Below are 18,274 nucleotides of genomic sequence, written 5' to 3' on the forward strand. Positions count from 1 at the left end.
CTCCATCTCTGAAAGCGAAAAATTATACGCCCGCCGCAGCGGGCGTATGCTGCCTAAAAAGCTGTATTACTGATAAGCAAGAGTAAAGTCAGCAACAGCAGTGAAATCACCTGGGGTTACAGTGGCAGACGCACCATCGCCCTGCAGGTAAGCAGAGAACAGCAGGGTGTTATTGCCTTCCTGCAGTTGATGCGCGTCAGACGCTTCACCCAGTTTAATCTGCTCGCCGTCACCGTTGGTCAGGATCAGGCTGGCGCCTTTCGCCGTACCGGTGATGCCCAGAGAACCGTCAGTTGCGCCTTCAGCACCGGTAAAGGTGGTTTTCACGGTTTTCAGCGTGGAAACATCGCAGTTTTCCAGCTTGATTTCGAAGTTACGCGGTACAGAAGTACCAGTGTTACCATTTGCTTTCAGCGCAACGTTAGAAATCTGACCCATGCTGACGGTCTGATCAACGCTGTCCGGGTTAATGGAGCACGGCGCATCAATGATAGAACCCGTAAAAGTAACTTTTCCGTGGCCCTGATCTTTCGCGTTAGCCATACCGGTTGCCAGGATCAGGCCCATAGCCGCAGCCAGAGAAACTTTGCTGAATTTCATGTTTTTTCCTTGAGTAAAATAAAGAGTTCCTTAAAAAAGGATCCACTTGGCTTATATAAAATTCACCATATGAATATATGGCGCACTTTATATTTACCATCCTGCGAATTCGGGAGAATTTTATGTTTCAGAACTGACCACATCAAGGAATATAAATTCTAAAAAAAGAAGAGATAAATTCATTAATTAAAAAAAGCGTCAACCCTTTAAAATTAAAAAGAAAAATACTTCTTAAAAGCCATTAACAAGCCTCATTCCCCTTATTAGGGGGACCTCCAGATATCTATTTATTTACGACACAATTGACATGTTTTGCAACATGCTTCTTATAAAAGTGTCAATTGACGTTTATTAAAAAACAGGTTTAATGAAACTCAAGGCAATAAAAAACCACGCCGGAGCGTGGTTTTCAAAACGTATTTCTATTACCGGTCGAGCCAGTTACCGCTCTCGATACGGATAAGCCCTTCTGTGGAACGCTGATACACATACATCCAGGCGCTGCCATAGGGCGTCTGGATAAGCTGACGTTTATACTCGCCGCGCGCGGTGCGCAGCGCATCCAGCTCGGCAAGCGTCGTGGCGTCGATACGATACACTTCGCCCACGACCAGGCCTTCTCCCGGCACAGCGCCCGGATAGTGACCCAGGCTGAAGAGCTGGAAGTTTTCGATGTCGTAATCACCCAGCCACTGGGCGTTGGTCATCCAGTGGCTGTTGCCTTGTTTGCGTCGTAAACTGCCGTAGACAAATATTCGCATTGCTAAAACTCAAACTGATAGAGCAAATCAAGTGCCTGATCTACGCCAGACACCGCTTCCAGATATAGCTTAGGCATCAGGCGATACCTTAGCGTGAGCGTCGCCAGCGAGTCAAAAATGCCCACGCCGTATTTCACCTGGAGACCCGGCAGTACATAGCCGCTGACCACCACCTGGGAGGAATCCCCTACCCCTTCGGTGTCCAGCGCCAGATTGCTTACGCCAAACGTCTCGCCGATTTTACCCACAACCTGCCCACTTTGTGCAACCCCCAGGCCAATAAGCATGGAAGTCATGGCGTCGCTGTCGCTCTGACCGCTCTCCAGCCCCTGCCCGCGCAGCAGATAAGAAAGGGCTTCCTGCTGCGACATCGCCGGGTCGGAGAAGACTTCCACTTTCGGCTCGTCGGTCTCGCCGGTCACGCGAACGCCGGCTATCACGTCGTTTTCGGTGGCCTCAGGGTTCCGGATCGCCTCGATATTTACCAGCGGTCGGTCCGGCGGGCCAGAGAACAGCAGCTCGCCTTTACGCACCAGCAGATCCTGCCCGTAGGCATGGAAGCGACCTTGCGGGATGTTGATCTGCCCGTTCAGGCCGAGCCCCTGTTTATCCTGCGCGACTTTCAGATCGCCCGTGAGGCGCGCCTTCAGCCCAAAAGCATCTATCCGCACGTTGTTTCCAACGTGAACAATCAGATTACTATTGATAGGAATGGACGCGCGCTGTTCTTCTTCCGGTTTCAGATTTTCATCGAGCAAAACTTCATCGCTGGAGACGCCCACGGCGCTTTCCGGCAGGTCATGCACGACGATCCGCGCCCAGGGCACATCCACGCGGCCATCGAGCGAAATCAGGCTCGGCGTTGCCTCCAGCACCACATCCGGCGACACATCCAGACGCACCATCGGCGGCACAGTGATCCGCACCCGGCTGCCGCGCGCTGCCACTCGGGCGCGCCAGTTGTCGAGCTGGCTCCAGTCGGCGTTGCCGTCGAGCGCGATATCGCCCTGTTTCGTGCGCACCACGCCCTGTAGCGTCGAGCTCATGCCGTTAAAATTCATCGCGAGCTGGCTCGGCTGCATTTCAAACGGCATAAAGTTGCCTTCGATATCCACACCGTTCAGCTGCATCTGGCCGAAAAGCTGCGGCTGACGCGCGTTGCCGCCAAGCCGCAGGTTCGCGCTCAGGATGCCCGCCGCCTTTTCACCGCGTGAAAAGACCGGGTTGGCGATAGCCAGCGAGAAATTACGGATATTCACGTTCCCGGAAAGATTACGTCGCTCCTGCGGGTCCGCCACCTGAATATCGCCGTCGAACTGGCCATTATTCGCCAGCCGAATCAGCCAGTTAAGCCGCGCACGATTGTTGCGCAGCTCCGCGTTGAGATTCAGCGTGTCGAACGCCACCCGCAGCGGGCTGCCGTTAACCTGTTGCGTAACCTGCACGCTGCGACCGGCCAGCTGCACCTGCCCCTGCGGCAGCCCTTCTTTCGTCGTATCCCAGCTGACGTCCGCCTTACCGGTAAAGAGGCCGCTCGCCTGCGTCTCTTCGGGCATAAACGGCTTGATCATCGCGAGGTCGAAGCGGTTGAGATTGACCTGCGCGCGGCCGCTGGCGCCCGCGTCGATGGTTTGCGGCACGCACAGTTCGGCGTTCGGGTTACGCCAGCAGTGCGGGCCAATGGCGATTTTCTGCTCCTGACCGCGATAATCGAGCGTGAGCGCGCGGCTCAGCGCCCACGGGCCGACCGGCGTGGCGAAGCGGGTGTTGTCTATTTCGCCGCGCCAGCGCATCGCCTGACGGTCAAAACTGCCGCGCAGGTCAAGCTGGCCGGAAACAGGCTCGCCCTGCACGCGCAGCGCCATCTGGTGCGATTTCTCGTTGCCTTTGGCCGCAAGCGTAATCAACCGCAGGTTGATATCGCCCTGCACGAGGCGCTCGACGCGCAGATCCAGCGTGCCGCCAATCTGATCGGTGGATTTCACATCGCCCAGCAGACGCACCTGGGCCACGGAGAGTTCCTGCCAGCGCAGATTGCGCGCGGTCACGTCGGCGTTAAGCTCAGGCGCCTCGACGTTGCCGCGGATTTTCACCAGCCCTTTCGCCGTGCCGCCAAGCCCCGGCAGCGCGTTATCAAGCGAGGGCGCGTCAATCGTCGCATCCAGCGCCAGATCTTTAACGCCAAGCTCGCCTTTGACATCCGCTTTATTACGCCCAAGCTCGAGATGCAGGCCGGGGATTGTCCACTGAAGATAGCTGTTGCCCTTAAGCTGCCCGTCAACCTTCACCTTATTCTGTTTAACGTTGCCAGCAAGCTTCAGCTCCGGCACGTCAAGCTGCCAGGTGCCGCCGTAGAGGCTGCCGCGCAGCTTCATCAGCCCGTCGAGCTTCGACGGCCAGTCAGGATACTGTTTGGCGGTATTAATACCCTTGAGCGCCAGCTCGCCGCGCCAGCTGATGGCCTGCTGCCAGTCGAGCAGCGCCTTCAGCGTGGTATGCCCCTCGAGCGCCGCGACATCCAGCTTATCGATAGCGATCTGCTGTTCGTTGCCTTTGCCATCGAGCGTAATGGTGGCGGGCGGCAGCTGATCGCCTTTCACGGCGGTACGGAACGACAGCGCGTAGTCGGTCATTTTGCCGGAAAGCTTCAGTTTAAGATCGTCCGCCTGATACTGTTTCGGGCCGGTGAGCGGCCAGTAAAGTTGCTCGCTGGTGATATCCAGATTAAGCGGTAACCCGGCCTCGGCCAGTTTCGTCTGGCCGCGCAGCACCACATCCACCGGGCCGGAAAGATTGACGCCAAACTCCAGCTGCTCACGCAGCGCGCCGCCCACTTTGAGCTTCACCTTTTCGCCCTTGAGCGGCTCGACGTTCAGCGTACTGTTGAGCGTGATGTCCACCGGCCAGTTATTGCGCAGTTCGGCGCTGCCGGTGGCGTTTACCGTGCCCTGGTTCGAATCGATATCCAGCGTGTCGAGCTTCGTCACGCCCTCCACGCTGCTGATTTTCACCAGCATCGTATTAACCGTGATATCGGTATCGCCGGTCAGGCGCAGCTGTTCGCCGCGAAAACTTTCCACCGTCAGGTTCAGCGGCAGATGCACGTCGGTCATCTCCGGAAGCACCGGTTTGGCGAACAGATCCCGCAGCGTCTCGCCGAGCGGTTTCTCCTGCGGCTGCGGGTTATTAACCTTCGGTTCGACCACTTCTTCCTGCGCGACATCCGCCGCTTTAGGCAGGGCTATCAGCAGCCCCTGCAAAGAGGTGGGTTTGAGCGTCAGGTTGCGGCTCTCCCAGGCGAGACCGGAGCTGAAATCCATCACCGACACCAGCGTGTCGTCGATTTTAATATTGACGTTATGCAGCGCCGCGCGGCTCAGCGTAACCGGGTAGGGCGTGGAGAGATCGAGCGGCCCGCTCTCTTCTTCTTCCACTTTCGCGGCAGGCGGCATCTTTTTGGTGTCCACCACCACATTCACATCTTTGAGCGAGAAATCATTCACGCACAGGCTGCTGTCGCGAAGGCATGCGAGCTTTACGGAAAGGTGTATCTCACCGGCGTTCACATCCACGCCCGGCTGCTGGTAGCGCAGCGACTTAACGGTAAGATTACGCCAGCCCCCGGTGACGCTGCCGATGTCGAGCCCCGGCACCCAGCGGTTCGCCGCGTTGAAAATCAGATGCAGGCCGGTGGTGGTGCCCACCAGGAACCCGACGGTGGCGATAAGCAGAACAATGACGACCAGTACGGCGAGGCTGATTTTTTTTACACGACTCATAATTCAGGCCCCAGACCGATGTAAAACTGCAAACCATGCTCCTCTTTGTCGCCTACCGGCACCGCGAAATCGAGCTTGATCGGGCCGACCGGCGACTGCCAGCGCACCCCGACGCCCGCGCCGGTTTTAAAATTACTCTGTTTGATATCGTTCACCGCTTCGCCGGAATCGATGAACACCGCACCCCACCATTTGCCGGTGACGTTGTACTGGTACTCCAGCGATCCGGTGGCAAGTTTCGAGGCCCCCGTCAGCTTGCCCTTGTCGTTTTCCGGCGAAATCGATTTGTATTTATACCCGCGAATGCTGCGGTCGCCGCCCGCAAAGAAGCGCAGATCCGGCGGTACGCGTTCGAAATCGTTCGTCTCGATCCAGCCGAGATTGCCGCGCGCCACAAAGCGGTGTTTGTCATAGAGCGTGCGGATCCAGGCGTTTTGCGCCTGCAACACCACGAAATCGACGTCCGAGCCCCAGGCGGTATCGGAGTAATCAATGGAATAGCGCTGTGAATCGCCCCACGTCGGCATCAGGCCGCCGCGCGAGCGGGTGCGGCTCAGCATCACGCCAGGATAGAGCAGCATCGTGGTATGGGTGACGTTGGCCTGGGTAAAGTGGTCGAGACTCCAGCGCAGGTTAATCGCGCGCTGCCAGCCGCTCGAAAGATCCCAGTAGCGTGAGACCGCAAGGGTCGTTGAGTCGGCCTCGGTATCGTTGAGATCGGTGCGCTTAAAGCCGCCCTGCACCAGATAATATTGCTCCAGCGGGTTCTTCAGCAGCGGCATTTTATAGCTGAAATCGAGCTGCTGTTCCGGCGCGGAGATACTGGTCGACGTGGTCAGGCTGTGACCGTAAGAGTTGATCCACGGCTTGCGCCAGTTCGCTTTCAGGCGCGGCCCGACGTCGGTGGAATACCCCGCCCCCACCTCCACGGTGTTTTTAATGCGCGGCGATACCACACCGCGCAGCGGCAGCACTTTCGTCTGACGGGATTTTTCAAATTCCGGTGCCACAACCACGGAGTTAAACCAGCCGGTGGCGGATAAACGACGGCTCAGCTCCGCCACATCGCTCGACTGGTAGTAATCGCCTTTTTTAAACGGCACGAGGTTTTGCAGATACTCTTCACGGATCTGCGAGCCCGCGAAAGTGACGTCGCCGAAGCGGTAGCGGGTGCCGCTGTCGTAATCGATATCCCAGAACGCCTGGCGGCGCTCCACCGAGACGCCGAGCTGGCTTTTTTTGTATTCGCTGTCGAAATAGCCCCGACGCAGCGCCACGCTGGTCAGCCCTTTTTTGAAGCTGTCGTAGTCGTTATGGTTCAGCACGGTGCCGACGGCGGGACGCTTTTTCAGCAGCGCGAGATACTCTTTATCATCGCGCGCGCCGCCGCGCAGAATGACGTTGGTGGCGCCGATACGCACCGGCTCGCCAGGGCTGACGCGCGCCAGCAGCACCTGACGGCGACCGCCGGCCGGCGGCTCGCGCAGTTCGAAATCAATGGTAGGCTCATAATAGCCCAGCGCTTTCAGCCCTTTGCGGATAGCGTCATCAACGCGCGCGCGAAAGCGGCGGTCCGGCGTGACCTCATCAACCTGAATCGTGGAAAGTTGAGCGCGAACGTTTTTTTGCAGCGCGCCGGACAACCCTTCTACCTGCAAACGCACGGGCGCCGCAGTCGAGGCGCTCGCCATCAGCAGTGCGGCCCAACACAAGTTACGGATTTGTGGCACGTTTTCTCCTGAATATCCCTTATTCCCACCCCTGGAAGGAAACCTGACGCCGCTCCGCGGCCTGACAAAACTCCGCTAAATGGAGTTGAAAAAAAGACGATCAGCCAAATATTTCTTATGTTTAATTTAGTCGCATTTAAGCGCTTTATTGTGGGCAAAGAGCCGCTTCGTGACAACCGCAGGCGAAAATTTGCGCGCTCAACAATTTTCAGGAGGTCGGCGCCATGAGTTTTTTTGATAAAAAACAGATAATTACCGAAGAAGAGGCCCTGCCGGGACGAAATACCAAAATGCCGGTGGCGTCACTGCATACCGTGACAGGCCACTCAATGACCAATGTACCGGAAAGCATGGAGGTGGCGCTGTTCGCCATGGGTTGCTTCTGGGGCGTGGAACGGCTGTTCTGGCCATTGCCGGGCGTCTACAGCACCGCGGCGGGTTATACCGGCGGCTATACGCCAAATCCGACCTACCGCGAAGTGTGCAGCGGCCAGACCGGCCACGCGGAAGCGGTGCGCGTGGTTTATGACCCGAAAGTCATCAGCTATGACCAGCTGTTGCAGGTGTTCTGGGAAAATCACGATCCGGCCCAGGGGATGCGTCAGGGTAACGATGTCGGCACGCAATACCGTTCGGCGATTTATCCGCTGACGCCTGAGCAGGAAACCGCCGCGCTGGCGAGCCTCGATCGGTTCCGCGCGGCGATGGAAGCGGCGGGCGACTATCGCCACATTACGACGGAAATCGCGCCAGCCTCGCCGTTCTACTACGCCGAAGACGAGCATCAGCAGTATCTGCATAAAAACCCGTACGGCTATTGCGGTATCGGCGGCATCGGCGTCTGCCTGCCGCCCGAGGCGTAACGATTTATCAATCATCGTTTTATCACGCTTTTTGATAAGTGATGAGAGGCGATAAGCGGCACGCGCATGGTATGTCTCAGGCGATCCTGACTGCGGAGACATACTATGAAAACCACGACGCTGTTACGCACGTTTATTCCGGTTGTAACGGGCCTTAGCGCCCTCTCCGCCTGGGCTGGCCCTCAGGCGGACGTTGTCTGTTCTTACCACCATACCGCTGGCGATGACGCCATCATGATGTACGGGATGCCGAACCATGCCATGCTGCATGACTTTTTCGGCAATACACACACCGACGCCTATTCCGATTACGCCCGGCTGCGCAGTCAGCCGGAGACCACCTGCAACAACAAAGCGGACAGCTCCGCCTGGTGGGCGCCCACCATGAAGCTGCCCGACGGGCAAATCGTCAAGCCGGCCTATCAGAAAACCTACTATCAGAGCACCAATGTCGATCAATACCCGCTGACGCCCTTCCCGCTCGGGCTGGAGCTGCTGGCGGGCGATCACCACGGCATGGGGCCGAATAAACGCATCACATTCCTTTGCGGCAACGGCAAGGGCTATACCAACACGGCGGGCGAGGTCTGCGGTCTGCGCGAAAAAGGCGACGCGGTGCAATTTAATATCGGCATTCAGTTTCCGAACTGCTGGGACGGCGTCAACCTGAAGCCGGTGCGCGGCAGAATGAACGCCACCTATGCCAGCGACGCGGGCGCGTGCCCGGCGGCCTTCCCGGTAAAAATCCCGACGGTCAATATGAATGTCGCCTGGGTATTGCCGCAAATCACCTCGCTGGATACGGCAAAAATTCAGCTCTCCATGGACCCGGTGATGAACGGCGAAACGCGCATCGAACAGTGGGGCAGTATCTACACCGCGCACGGCGATTTCATGAACGGCTGGCCGGTGCAGTCAGCGCAGTTTATGACTGAGGAGTGCATGAACAACAACATGGACTGCGGCACCAATATTCCGTTTAGCTACACCCGCGCAATTGCCGATACCTGGGTCAGCAGCGCCGAGCCACAGCGTAATTACGGCGACGACACCACATTGCAGGTGCAGGACGACTGGCGTAACGGCGGGCGCACCGCCAATACGGAGATCATGTCGCTGGTGAAATTTACCATTCCGCCGCTGCCGGAGGGTTATTCCGAGGCCGATGCGGCGCTGTTTAAATATAAAATTCGCATTTACGGCGGCAAAAACGCCGAAGGGGCGGATCAGATCTTCTTTTACCCGACGGACACGCAGTGGGACGAGCATCAGGTGACCTGGAACAATCGCCCGGCGTGCAATTACCGATCGGACGGCAGACTTTATCTCGATAAACAGCGCGTCTATCGCTACGTGGATGTCGATAGCGCCGTGCGGGCCGCGCTGGCAGCCGGGAAAACGGAGATCGCCTGGTATATCGGCGGCGATCGTCAGGGTAACAACTACAGCTTTAACCCGGCAGGCAGTAAAGAAAATCTGCTGCTAATGCTGGTAGGCTATAAAACCACGCCGGAAATCTGACCCTTTACCCCGCCGTCGCGCCCTGGCGCGGCGGCGGCTTTCTTCACGCGTTGCGCAACCCTCTGGCAGCCCCGCTGGGGCTTACGCTATACTACCCTTTGAATTTGCAGGCCTCCTTCTCTACGGGCCCGCAGTCACCGTGTTTTCACACAATAATCAACTTCCCTTCCGAGGATCCGGCGATGGCTGGATAAGATATGTTAAACAGTATTTTACTGATACTTTGTCTCATTGGCGTCAGCTCGTTTTTCTCGCTTTCCGAGATCTCGCTTGCCGCCTCCCGTAAAATCAAACTCAAGCTGCTGGCCGATGAAGGCAACATCAACGCCCAACGGGTGTTGAAGATGCAGGAAAACCCCGGCACGTTCTTTACCGTGGTGCAGATTGGCCTGAACGCCGTCGCCATTCTGGGCGGTATCGTGGGCGATGCGGCGTTTTCCCCGGCTTTCTATACGCTGCTGGTGCGCTTTGTCTCGCCTGAAGTCGCCGAGCAGGTCAGCTTTATTCTCTCCTTTACGCTCGTGACCAGCCTGTTCATTCTCTTCGCCGACCTGACCCCGAAACGCATCGGTATGATTGCGCCTGAAGCCGTGGCTTTGCGTATCATCAACCCGATGCGCTTCTGTCTGTTCATCTTCCGCCCGCTGGTGTGGTTCTTTAACGGCATGGCGAATGTGATTTTCCGCATCTTCAAACTGCCGATGGTGCGCAAAGACGACATCACCTCCGACGATATCTATGCGGTGGTGGAAGCCGGCGCGCTCGCGGGCGTGCTGCGTAAGCAGGAGCATGAGCTTATCGAAAACGTGTTTGAGCTGGAGTCGCGCACCGTGCCGTCCTCCATGACCTCGCGCGAAAACATCGTCTGGTTCGATCTCCATGAAGACGAGCACAGCCTGAAGCAGAAAATCGCCGATCACCCGCACTCGAAATTCCTGGTGTGTAACCAGGATATCGACCACATCGTCGGGTATGTCGATTCCAAAGAGCTGTTGAACCGGGTGCTGGGCAACCAGAGTCTCGCGCTCAACAGCGGCGTGCAGATCCGCAACACGCTGATCGTGCCGGATACGCTGACGCTCTCCGAAGCGCTGGAAAGCTTCAAAACGGCGGGCGAAGACTTCGCGGTTATCATGAACGAATACGCGCTGGTGGTGGGGCTTATTACGCTGAACGACGTGATGACCACGCTGATGGGCGACCTGGTGGGTCAGGGGCTGGAAGAGCAGATCGTCGCCCGCGACGAGAACTCCTGGCTTATCGACGGCGGCACGCCTATTGACGACGTGATGCGCGTGCTGGATATCGACGAGTTCCCGCAGTCCGGCAACTATGAAACCATCGGCGGCTTTATGATGTTTATGCTGCGAAAAATCCCGAAACGCACCGATTCGGTAAAGTTCTCCGGCTATAAGTTTGAAGTCGTGGATATCGATAACTACCGCATCGACCAGCTGCTGGTGACGCGTATCGACAGCAAGCCGGGCGTCCTGACGCCCAAACTGCCGGACGAGTCCACCGCTGCCTGAGCCTCAAAACACTAACGGCCCCATCGGGGCCGTTTGTCTTTACTGCCTACGCACAACGCTGTCGTTACGCCGCCTCGGTCTGGAGGCGCATAACCTGACGGTTGACTTCGGACATGACGGAGTAGTGCTGCTTGTCCTTCACTTTCGGGACGAGGATTTTGCCTTTATCAAACTCGAAAGCGCCAACATCCTTGATATACAACCGTCCACGAAACAGGATCTTCACGTACTTCGCCACCTGAAGCGGGTTGTAACGTTGGAAAATTTTCATTGTTCTCTCCTGCTGAAGATTACGCCCTGCGGTGCCACATTTGGACCAGCATGATGAAGGCGCAAAATTTGTTGCCAGATGACTATAGACCAGAACCGCGAGAGCACCCACTCTGCCTGACTTTATTTACCCTTTTATTACAATGTTTCAGAATTTTCTTTTCAAAACTCTAAAAACCGCAGGAGAATGCCGCTTTTTTTCACGGGTTCTGTGCGTTCGCCCGCAAACTGGCACTCTGGTTGCGTGAAAACAGAAAATTAACAATTAAGCTAACAAGCAATGGACTCAAGTGGTCCGATCACCTGCAAAACAGAAGAAGGAGTCACCTATGACCCTGCGCGGAATGCTGGCGCTGAGCTGTCTGCTGCTGCCGTTGATGGCCTCGGCACATAACTTCAAAGAGAACGAGCGCGTCCCACCGGTGGGTATCAACGACAAAGGCGAACTGATGCTGGATAAAGATCAGTTTAGCTACAAAAACTGGAACAGCGCGCAGCTGCCTGGAAAAGTGCGAGTGCTGCAACATATTGCCGGGCGCACCTCGGCAAAAGAGAAAAACGCGGGGCTGATTGAAGCCATCAAAGCCGCGAAATTCCCGCATGACCGCTACCAGACCACAACTGTAGTAAACAGCGACGACGCCATTCCCGGCACCGGCATGTTTGTTCGTCACAGCATTGAGACCAATAAACAGCAATACCCGTGGTCGCAGTTTATCGTCGACAGCAACGGCGTAGCGCTGAAAGCCTGGCATCTGGAGCCGGAAAGCTCGGCGATTGTCGTGCTGGATAAAGACGGGCGGGTGCGGTTCGCGAAAGACGGCGGACTGACGCAGGATGAAGTGCAGCAGGTGATTAGCCTGCTGCAACAGTTGCTCAGTAAATAGAGACGCGGAAGCTGGGGTTCAGGAACGATTCACGCGGCGTATAATCCAGGGTTTTGCCCTGCCAGTCGTGAACCTGCGCCCCGGCGGCGACTGCTACGGCGTGACCGGCCGCGGTATCCCAGGTACAGGTCGGCCCGAAGCGCGGATAGAGCTGCGCCTCGCCCTCCGCCACCAGACAGAACTTCAGCGACGAGCCGATAGACGTGGTCTGATGCTCACCCAACTGCTGTAGATAATCCTTCAGTTCCGCGTTATTGCCGTGCGAGCGGCTAATCACCACGCGCGGCGGGCGCGCATCACGCACCTGAATCTGCTTACGCACGCCGCACTCTTCTTTCCAGGCTTTGCCGTCCGCCGCGCTGTACATCACCTTCAGCACCGGCGCGTAAACCACGCCGAGCACCGGTTTGCCGTCTTCAATCAGCGCGATATTGACGGTGAATTCACCGTTGCGCTTCAGAAACTCTTTAGTACCGTCCAGCGGGTCCACCAGCCAGTAGCGCTGCCAGTGCTGACGTTCGTCCCAGCCTGGCGGATCCTCTTCTGAAAGTACCGGCACCTGCGGCGTCAGCGCTTTCAGCCCGGCGACAATCACCGCGTGCGCTGCGATATCCGCCGCCGTTACCGGCGAATCATCAACCTTATGGGTGGCTTCCAGCGGTTTGTGACCCTCGTAGACTTCCATGATGGCGTCGCCTGCATCGCGCGCCAGTTGGCAAATCTGTTCTAACATTGTCATCCACCTCTTTCTCGTTTCGCAGTCCGTCCCGGCTGCGGATTTAACACCTTGTTTTATCGATATGATTTTTATATCGCATTGCGTCGTATTCCGCTATCTGTGAAGCGATTCCGGTTTCCCTGCCTTTTTTTCTGGCAGGATTCACACTTTTGTAAGCAACAAACGATAAATACATAAACTTTTGTGGCTTCGCTCTGAAAAAGGACCTGCATAATGATTAAGTTTAGTGCAACGATGATAGCCACGCTGGTCGCCGCCAGCGTGAACGCCGCCACGGTGGATCTGCGGATTCTGGAAACCACCGATCTGCACAGTAATATGATGGACTTTGATTATTACAAAGACGCGCCGACGGAAAAATTCGGTCTGGTGCGTACCGCAAGCTTAATCAATGCCGCGCGTCAGGAAGCCGCCAACAGCGTGCTGGTGGATAACGGCGATCTGATTCAGGGCAGCCCGCTTGGCGATTATATGGCGGCCAAAGGCCTGAAAGACGGCGATGTGCATCCGGTCTATAAAGCGATGAACACGCTTGATTACGCCGTCGGCAACCTCGGCAACCATGAATTCAACTACGGCCTCGATTACCTGCACAAGGCGCTGGCGGGCGCGAACTTCCCCTACGTCAACGCCAATATCATCGACGCCAAAACCCAGAAGCCGCTGTTCACGCCTTATCTCATTAAAGAAACCCAGGTAAAAGACAAAGACGGCAAGCCGCACACGCTGAAAATCGGCTATATCGGCTTTGTGCCGCCGCAGATCATGACCTGGGATAAAGCGAACCTGAGCGGTAAAGTCACCGTTAACGATATCACCGAAACCGCGCGGAAATATGTGCCGCAGATGCGCGCAGAAGGCGCGGATCTGGTGGTTGTGGTAGCGCATTCGGGGCTTTCCGCCGAGCCGTACAAGGCGCTGGCGGAAAACTCGGTTTACTACTTAAGCCAGGTTACGGGCGTGGATGCCATCCTCTTTGGCCACGCGCACGCCGTCTTCCCTGGCAAAGATTTCGCGACCATCAAAGGCGCGGACATCGCGCAGGGTACGCTGAACGGCGTACCGGCGGTGATGCCGGGCATGTGGGGCGATCATCTGGGGATCGTCGATTTAGTGCTGAATAACGACCACGGCAAATGGAAGGTCACGCAGAGTAAAGCCGAAGCGCGCCCTATCTACGACGCCCAGGCGAAGAAATCGCTCGCCGCGGAAGATCAGGATCTGGTGAAGGTGCTGAAGGCCGATCACGACGCCACGCGCGAATTTGTCGGCCAGCCGGTCGGGAAATCCGCCGATCCGATGTACAGCTATCTCGCGCTGGTGCAGGACGATCCGACCGTGCAAGTGGTGAATAACGCCCAGAAAGCCTATGTCGAACACTTTATCCAGGGCGACCCGGATCTGGCGCAGTTACCGGTGCTCTCCGCCGCCGCGCCGTTTAAAGTGGGCGGGCGTAAAAACGATCCGGCAAGCTTTGTCGAAGTGGAAAAAGGCCAGCTGACGCTGCGCAACGCCGCCGATCTCTACCTTTACCCCAACACGCTGGTGGTGGTAAAAGCGACCGGCGCCGAGGTAAAAGAGTGGCTGGAGTGCTCCGCCGGGCAGTTTAATCAGATTGACGTCAACAGCGCCAAACCGCAGCCGCTGCTGAACTGGGACGGCTTTCGCACCTATAACTTCGACGTGATAGACGGCGTGAAGTACCAGATAGACGTCACGCAGCCTGCGAAATATGACGGCGAATGCCAGACCGTGAACCCGAAGGCGGAACGCATTAAGCATTTGACGTTTAACGGCAAACCCATCGATCCCAACGCGACATTCCTGGTCGCGACCAATAACTACCGCGCCTACAGCGGCAAGTTCGCAGGCACGGGCGACAGCCATATCGCCTTCGCCTCGCCGGACGAGAACCGCGCGGTGCTGGCGGCGTGGATCGGCGCTGAAACCAAACGCGCGGGCGAAATCCACCCGGCGGCGGATAACAACTGGCGTCTGGCGCCCATTAACAGCCGCCAGAAACTGGATATCCGCTTTGAAACCTCGCCGTCCGACAAAGCCGCCGCGTTTATCAAAGAGAAAGCGCAATACCCGATGAAAAAGGTCGGCAACGACGACATCGGTTTCGCGGTCTATCAGCTGGATCTGTCGAAATAAGGGTTATCAGTGCCGGGTGTGGTGGTAGCCGCACCCGGCACTCTGTCTCCAGCACCAGAGCCCGACGCTCACGCCGCACGCGCGTCCCGGTTTGCTATCACCTGCGGCGTATGCACTTCAATCCAGTCGGCCAGCGCCGCCACCTTCTCACTCACCTCCACGCCGAGCGGCGTCAGGCTGTACTCCACGTGCGGCGGCACCACCGGATAGGAGACGCGATCTACGAAGCCGTCCTGCTCCAGCGCCTGTAACGACTGCGCCAGCATCTTCTCGCTGACGCCGCCCATTTTGCGGCGTAAATCGCTGAAACGGTGCGTGCCGTCGCGCAGCGCCACCAGGATCAGCACGCCCCAGCGGCTGGTCACGTGCTTCAGCACGTCGCGGGACGGGCACTCTTCGGCGAACAGATTGCCGTCGCGCAGCTGTTCGCTCAAGGTAGGGATGGACATAGGATACTTACCTTTTTGTACGTACTTACTAAAAGTGAGCTTGGATGATAGTGTGCCACAACACACACCAGAGACAAAGGAAAAGACCATGATCGCGATTACCGGCGCTACCGGCCAGCTTGGCCAGCGCGTTATCCATACCCTCATGAAAACCGTCGCGGCAAAGGATGTCGTGGCCATCGTCCGTAACCCGGCGAAAGCCACCGCCCTGCAGGAAAAAGGCGTGCAGGTACGCGCCGCCGACTACAGCGACGTCGCGGCGCTGAGCGCGGCATTACAGGGCGTGGAAAAGCTGCTGCTTATCTCCTCAAGCGAAGTTGGCCAGCGCGTGGCGCAGCACCGCAACGTGATTGAAGCGGCCAAAGCCGCAGGGGTTACGCTGATTGCCTACACCAGCCTCCTGCATGCTGACCGTTCGCCGCTCGCCCTGGCGGATGAACACGTTGCGACCGAAAAAATGCTCGCCGACGCGGCTATTCCTTATGTGCTGCTGCGTAACGGCTGGTATACCGAAAACTATCTGGCAAGCGTGCCGCCTGCGCTTGAACACGGCGTATTTATCGGCAGCGCAGGCGACGGGAAAATCGCTTCCGCCAGCCGTCAGGATTACGCCGATGCCGCCGCAAACGTGCTGACGCTTGATAACCAGGCCGGACGCGTATACGAACTGGCGGGCGATGAAGCCTGGACGCTTCGCGATCTCACCGCGCTGTTAAGCGAAACCACCGGTAAAAACGTGATGTACCAGAACCTGAGCGAGGCGGATTTCGCCGCGGCGCTCGCGGGCGCGGGCCTGCCAGAAGGCTTCGCGAAACTGCTGGCCGATTCCGATATCGGCGCGTCCAAAGGCGGTCTGTTTGATGACAGCCATCAGCTCAGCGCGCTGATTGGCCGCCCCACCACGCCGCTTGCCGCCAACCTGCGTGAAATGCTCGAAAAGTAATATTTCGCACGCGCCAAATCTGGCAGGCTGATTTCCCTGGGCCTGCCGGATACAATGCGCTCGCCTGCCGAAGGCGCTCACAACAAAAAACTGAAAACAGGGATCTCATGAAAGCACATATTCTCGCTCTTCCGCTGCTGCTGTGCAGCGCCGCCGCATGGTCGATGAGCTGCGACAATCCGCGTAGCCCGTACGACACCACCTACTGCGCCGCACTGGAAATGGTTCAGGGTGACCGCGACCTCAACCAGCAGTACAAAAACACGATGGCGGCGCTCTCGCCCGCGCAGAAACAGGTCGTGAAAAACGCGCAGATCTCCTGGCTGAAAGTGCGTGACCACGAATGCGCGGAAGGCTCCACGCTGCTGCTCGGCTGCGCCAATGAGAAAATGGCCGCCCGTATCGAACTGCTGAAAAGCATCGAGCGCGAGTGCCGTAACTCCGGCTGTAACGATGCCGACCTCTCCCGCATCGAATAACCGCCAAGTTAATTAATTGTTAATACCGGTGGCTAAGCCCGCAGTTGTTCTTATAATGAGGCTTCACCTTTAGTGGAGAGCCACCGTGCAAGGCGTACCCGAGCAGTTCTTCGACGAACGCGACAGCGCCCGCTTCCGACAGTTGCCCGCACTGCCGGGCGTTGAGCTTTATCACGCCCATATCGCCCGTTACGCCTTTGAACCCCATACGCACGAAGCCTTCGGCATCGGCGCTATCGAACTCGGCGCCGAGCGCTTTCGCTATCGCGGCGCGCAGCACGTGGCGGCGGTCAATTCACTGGTCACAATGAATCCTGACGAACTCCACACCGGCGAGGCGGCCACGCAGCACGGCTGGCGCTACCGGATGATCTATCTGGAGCCCGGCACACTTGAGCAACTCACCGGCGAGCGCCACTGGTGGTTTGGCGAGGTGGAACGTCATGATCCGCTGCGCGCGCGCCAGACGGGCCAGCTTATCGCCGCGCTCTGGTCCGCGCCGGACACGTTGGCGCAGCAGGGGTTGTTGCTCGATATTATCGACACGTTTCGCCCCTACGCGCGCCATGCGCCGCAAACGGCGGCCGACGGCGCGCACCGTTTCGACCGGGTGCGCGACTATCTTTACGACAACTACATGCAGCCGCTGACGCTCGATGACATCGCCGCCGAGGCGTCGCTCAGCCCGTATCATTTTCAGCGGCAGTTCAAAGCCCGCTATCACGTCACGCCGCATCAGATGCTGATGGCGGTGCGGCTGTGGCGCGCCAAGCAGTTTCTCGCCGCCGGTCTGCCCGCGGCCGAGGTGGCCGCCGCCGTGGGCCTTGCCGATCAGCCGCATCTCACCCGCGCGTTCACCCGCCGCTACGGCATCACCCCCGCACGCTACCAGAAACAGGTGGCTCGCTAGATCTTCAGCCCGGCTATAATTCAGGCACATTTGCAAGGGAGAAGACCGATGGAATATCTGGCGAACGGGCGCTGGCTGAACGAACCGGCCCGCTGGCGGCTTGAGGGTGACGCGCTGCATGTGACGACCGACGCGCAAACCGATTTCTGGCAAACCACCTGGTATGGCTTTCAGCGCCACTCCGGGCATGTGTTCGGCGTGGAAGTAACCGGCGATTTTACGTTTCAGGTGCGCGTCGAGGGCGATTTCACCACGCTGTATGACCAGGCGGGATTGCTGCTGATGGCAGACGAACACCACTGGCTGAAGGCGGGCATTGAGTATAACGACGCGCAGCCGATGATAGGCAGCGTGCTGACGCTTGAGCGCTCCGACTGGGCGACCGGAATTTTCCCCGAAGCGCAGCAGCACTTCTGGCTGCGCCTGACGCACCAGAACCACTGCCTGCGGCTTCAGTACTCCACCGATGGCGAGACCTGGCCGCTGCTGCGCCTGTGTCCGTTCCCGGACGCCGACCGCTATTTCCTGGGCGCGATGTGCTGCACGCCGACGCGCGCCGGGCTGGAGGTCACGTTCTCCGATTTCCGCCTCGGGCCGCCGAACGGTAAAGACCTGCACGATCTGAGCTGATGCGCAGCAAGCTGGTACAAGACGCCC

General features: G+C 57.8%; 16 protein-coding genes. 9 read left to right on the top strand and 7 right to left on the bottom strand.

All coding sequences use genetic code 11. The features are described 5' to 3' along the window. Positions 1 to 66 precede the first annotated feature (66 nt). The 4 genes from AFK67_RS17830 to tamA all read right to left on the bottom strand — a co-directional run bounded on the left by AFK67_RS17830 (position 67) and on the right by tamA (position 6,870). The gene (locus AFK67_RS17830; protein WP_007722681.1) at positions 67 to 600 is read right to left on the bottom strand and encodes a fimbrial protein; all 534 of its coding nucleotides are present in this window, start codon (positions 598 to 600) and stop codon (positions 67 to 69) included. Between the two features lie 425 nt (positions 601 to 1,025). Continuing rightward, positions 1,026 to 1,361, bottom strand: coding sequence for a gamma-glutamylcyclotransferase family protein (locus AFK67_RS17835; protein WP_032967257.1), 336 nt, complete (start codon positions 1,359 to 1,361; stop codon positions 1,026 to 1,028). Positions 1,362 to 1,363: 2 nt separating this feature from the next. Beyond that, positions 1,364 to 5,140, bottom strand: coding sequence for an autotransporter assembly complex protein TamB (tamB, locus tag AFK67_RS17840; RefSeq protein WP_038884542.1), 3,777 nt, complete (start codon positions 5,138 to 5,140; stop codon positions 1,364 to 1,366). After that, positions 5,137 to 6,870 (bottom strand): autotransporter assembly complex protein TamA, encoded by a 1,734-nt coding sequence (gene tamA, locus AFK67_RS17845; protein WP_032967190.1) that lies wholly within the window; start codon positions 6,868 to 6,870, stop codon positions 5,137 to 5,139. Before tamA ends, tamB begins: the two co-directional genes overlap by 4 nt. Before the next feature lie 224 nt (positions 6,871 to 7,094). On the opposite strand from tamA, the gene msrA reads away from it, so the two are divergent. The 3 genes from msrA to AFK67_RS17860 all read left to right on the top strand — a co-directional run bounded on the left by msrA (position 7,095) and on the right by AFK67_RS17860 (position 10,783). Beyond that, positions 7,095 to 7,733, top strand: coding sequence for a peptide-methionine (S)-S-oxide reductase MsrA (gene msrA / locus AFK67_RS17850; RefSeq protein WP_007721331.1), 639 nt, complete (start codon positions 7,095 to 7,097; stop codon positions 7,731 to 7,733). A 105-nt stretch (positions 7,734 to 7,838) separates the two neighbouring features. Next, a complete protein-coding gene (locus AFK67_RS17855; RefSeq protein WP_038884544.1) occupies positions 7,839 to 9,254 on the top strand; it encodes a CBM96 family carbohydrate-binding protein in 1,416 nt (471 codons plus the stop codon). A 197-nt stretch (positions 9,255 to 9,451) separates the two neighbouring features. Beyond that, entirely contained in the window at positions 9,452 to 10,783 is a 1,332-nt protein-coding gene (locus AFK67_RS17860; protein WP_007721337.1) for a polyamine export protein PaeA, read from the top strand. A 64-nt stretch (positions 10,784 to 10,847) separates the two neighbouring features. On the opposite strand, the gene AFK67_RS17865 is transcribed toward AFK67_RS17860, so the two are convergent. Then, positions 10,848 to 11,054, bottom strand: a complete 207-nt coding sequence (locus AFK67_RS17865) for a DUF1107 domain-containing protein (protein ID WP_007721340.1) — start codon at positions 11,052 to 11,054, stop codon at positions 10,848 to 10,850. A gap of 328 nt (positions 11,055 to 11,382) precedes the next feature. On the opposite strand from AFK67_RS17865, the gene AFK67_RS17870 reads away from it, so the two are divergent. Beyond that, positions 11,383 to 11,940 carry a YtfJ family protein gene (locus AFK67_RS17870; RefSeq protein WP_007721342.1) on the top strand — a complete coding sequence of 186 codons (558 nt, stop codon included), beginning with the start codon at positions 11,383 to 11,385 and terminating at the stop codon, positions 11,938 to 11,940. On the opposite strand, the gene cysQ is transcribed toward AFK67_RS17870, so the two are convergent. Then, complete coding sequence (cysQ, locus tag AFK67_RS17875; RefSeq protein ID WP_007721347.1) at positions 11,930 to 12,673, bottom strand: 3'(2'),5'-bisphosphate nucleotidase CysQ; 744 nt, start codon at positions 12,671 to 12,673, stop codon at positions 11,930 to 11,932. The genes AFK67_RS17870 and cysQ overlap by 11 nt on opposite strands. A gap of 219 nt (positions 12,674 to 12,892) precedes the next feature. On the opposite strand from cysQ, the gene AFK67_RS17880 reads away from it, so the two are divergent. Continuing rightward, positions 12,893 to 14,836 carry a bifunctional 2',3'-cyclic-nucleotide 2'-phosphodiesterase/3'-nucleotidase gene (locus AFK67_RS17880; RefSeq protein ID WP_007721349.1) on the top strand — a complete coding sequence of 648 codons (1,944 nt, stop codon included), beginning with the start codon at positions 12,893 to 12,895 and terminating at the stop codon, positions 14,834 to 14,836. A 68-nt stretch (positions 14,837 to 14,904) separates the two neighbouring features. Here AFK67_RS17880 and AFK67_RS17885 read toward each other — a convergent pair whose 3' ends face one another. Then, a complete protein-coding gene (locus tag AFK67_RS17885) occupies positions 14,905 to 15,285 on the bottom strand; it encodes a winged helix-turn-helix transcriptional regulator (RefSeq protein WP_007721351.1) in 381 nt (126 codons plus the stop codon). A gap of 88 nt (positions 15,286 to 15,373) precedes the next feature. Between AFK67_RS17885 and AFK67_RS17890 the strand changes: the two genes are divergently transcribed. From AFK67_RS17890 to AFK67_RS17905, 4 genes are all read left to right on the top strand, one after another. Beyond that, entirely contained in the window at positions 15,374 to 16,228 is an 855-nt protein-coding gene (locus AFK67_RS17890; protein WP_007721354.1) for an SDR family oxidoreductase, read from the top strand. A gap of 107 nt (positions 16,229 to 16,335) precedes the next feature. Then, entirely contained in the window at positions 16,336 to 16,707 is a 372-nt protein-coding gene (locus AFK67_RS17895) for a lysozyme inhibitor LprI family protein (RefSeq protein WP_007721357.1), read from the top strand. A gap of 85 nt (positions 16,708 to 16,792) precedes the next feature. Beyond that, the gene (locus AFK67_RS17900) at positions 16,793 to 17,617 is read left to right on the top strand and encodes an AraC family transcriptional regulator (protein ID WP_007721360.1); all 825 of its coding nucleotides are present in this window, start codon (positions 16,793 to 16,795) and stop codon (positions 17,615 to 17,617) included. Between the two features lie 48 nt (positions 17,618 to 17,665). Further along, complete coding sequence (locus AFK67_RS17905; RefSeq protein ID WP_007721362.1) at positions 17,666 to 18,247, top strand: DUF1349 domain-containing protein; 582 nt, start codon at positions 17,666 to 17,668, stop codon at positions 18,245 to 18,247. The last annotated feature ends 27 nt before the right edge of the window (positions 18,248 to 18,274 follow it).

It is taken from the genome of Cronobacter dublinensis subsp. dublinensis LMG 23823 (assembly GCF_001277235.1).
Classification (GTDB): domain Bacteria; phylum Pseudomonadota; class Gammaproteobacteria; order Enterobacterales; family Enterobacteriaceae; genus Cronobacter; species Cronobacter dublinensis.

What these genes read in the sequence shown, in the direction of transcription:
- tamB (WP_038884542.1), bottom strand. Translation starts at nt 5,140, where the DNA reads ATGAGTCGTGTAAAAAAAATCAGCCTCGCCGTACTGGTCGTCATTGTT.
- AFK67_RS17905 (WP_007721362.1), top strand. Translation starts at nt 17,666, where the DNA reads ATGGAATATCTGGCGAACGGGCGCTGGCTGAACGAACCGGCCCGCTGG.
- msrA (WP_007721331.1), top strand. Translation starts at nt 7,095, where the DNA reads ATGAGTTTTTTTGATAAAAAACAGATAATTACCGAAGAAGAGGCCCTG.
- AFK67_RS17860 (WP_007721337.1), top strand. Translation starts at nt 9,452, where the DNA reads ATGTTAAACAGTATTTTACTGATACTTTGTCTCATTGGCGTCAGCTCG.
- AFK67_RS17880 (WP_007721349.1), top strand. Translation starts at nt 12,893, where the DNA reads ATGATTAAGTTTAGTGCAACGATGATAGCCACGCTGGTCGCCGCCAGC.
- AFK67_RS17870 (WP_007721342.1), top strand. Translation starts at nt 11,383, where the DNA reads ATGACCCTGCGCGGAATGCTGGCGCTGAGCTGTCTGCTGCTGCCGTTG.
- AFK67_RS17830 (WP_007722681.1), bottom strand. Translation starts at nt 600, where the DNA reads ATGAAATTCAGCAAAGTTTCTCTGGCTGCGGCTATGGGCCTGATCCTG.
- AFK67_RS17895 (WP_007721357.1), top strand. Translation starts at nt 16,336, where the DNA reads ATGAAAGCACATATTCTCGCTCTTCCGCTGCTGCTGTGCAGCGCCGCC.
- AFK67_RS17855 (WP_038884544.1), top strand. Translation starts at nt 7,839, where the DNA reads ATGAAAACCACGACGCTGTTACGCACGTTTATTCCGGTTGTAACGGGC.
- AFK67_RS17865 (WP_007721340.1), bottom strand. Translation starts at nt 11,054, where the DNA reads ATGAAAATTTTCCAACGTTACAACCCGCTTCAGGTGGCGAAGTACGTG.
- AFK67_RS17885 (WP_007721351.1), bottom strand. Translation starts at nt 15,285, where the DNA reads ATGTCCATCCCTACCTTGAGCGAACAGCTGCGCGACGGCAATCTGTTC.
- AFK67_RS17835 (WP_032967257.1), bottom strand. Translation starts at nt 1,361, where the DNA reads ATGCGAATATTTGTCTACGGCAGTTTACGACGCAAACAAGGCAACAGC.
- cysQ (WP_007721347.1), bottom strand. Translation starts at nt 12,673, where the DNA reads ATGTTAGAACAGATTTGCCAACTGGCGCGCGATGCAGGCGACGCCATC.
- AFK67_RS17890 (WP_007721354.1), top strand. Translation starts at nt 15,374, where the DNA reads ATGATCGCGATTACCGGCGCTACCGGCCAGCTTGGCCAGCGCGTTATC.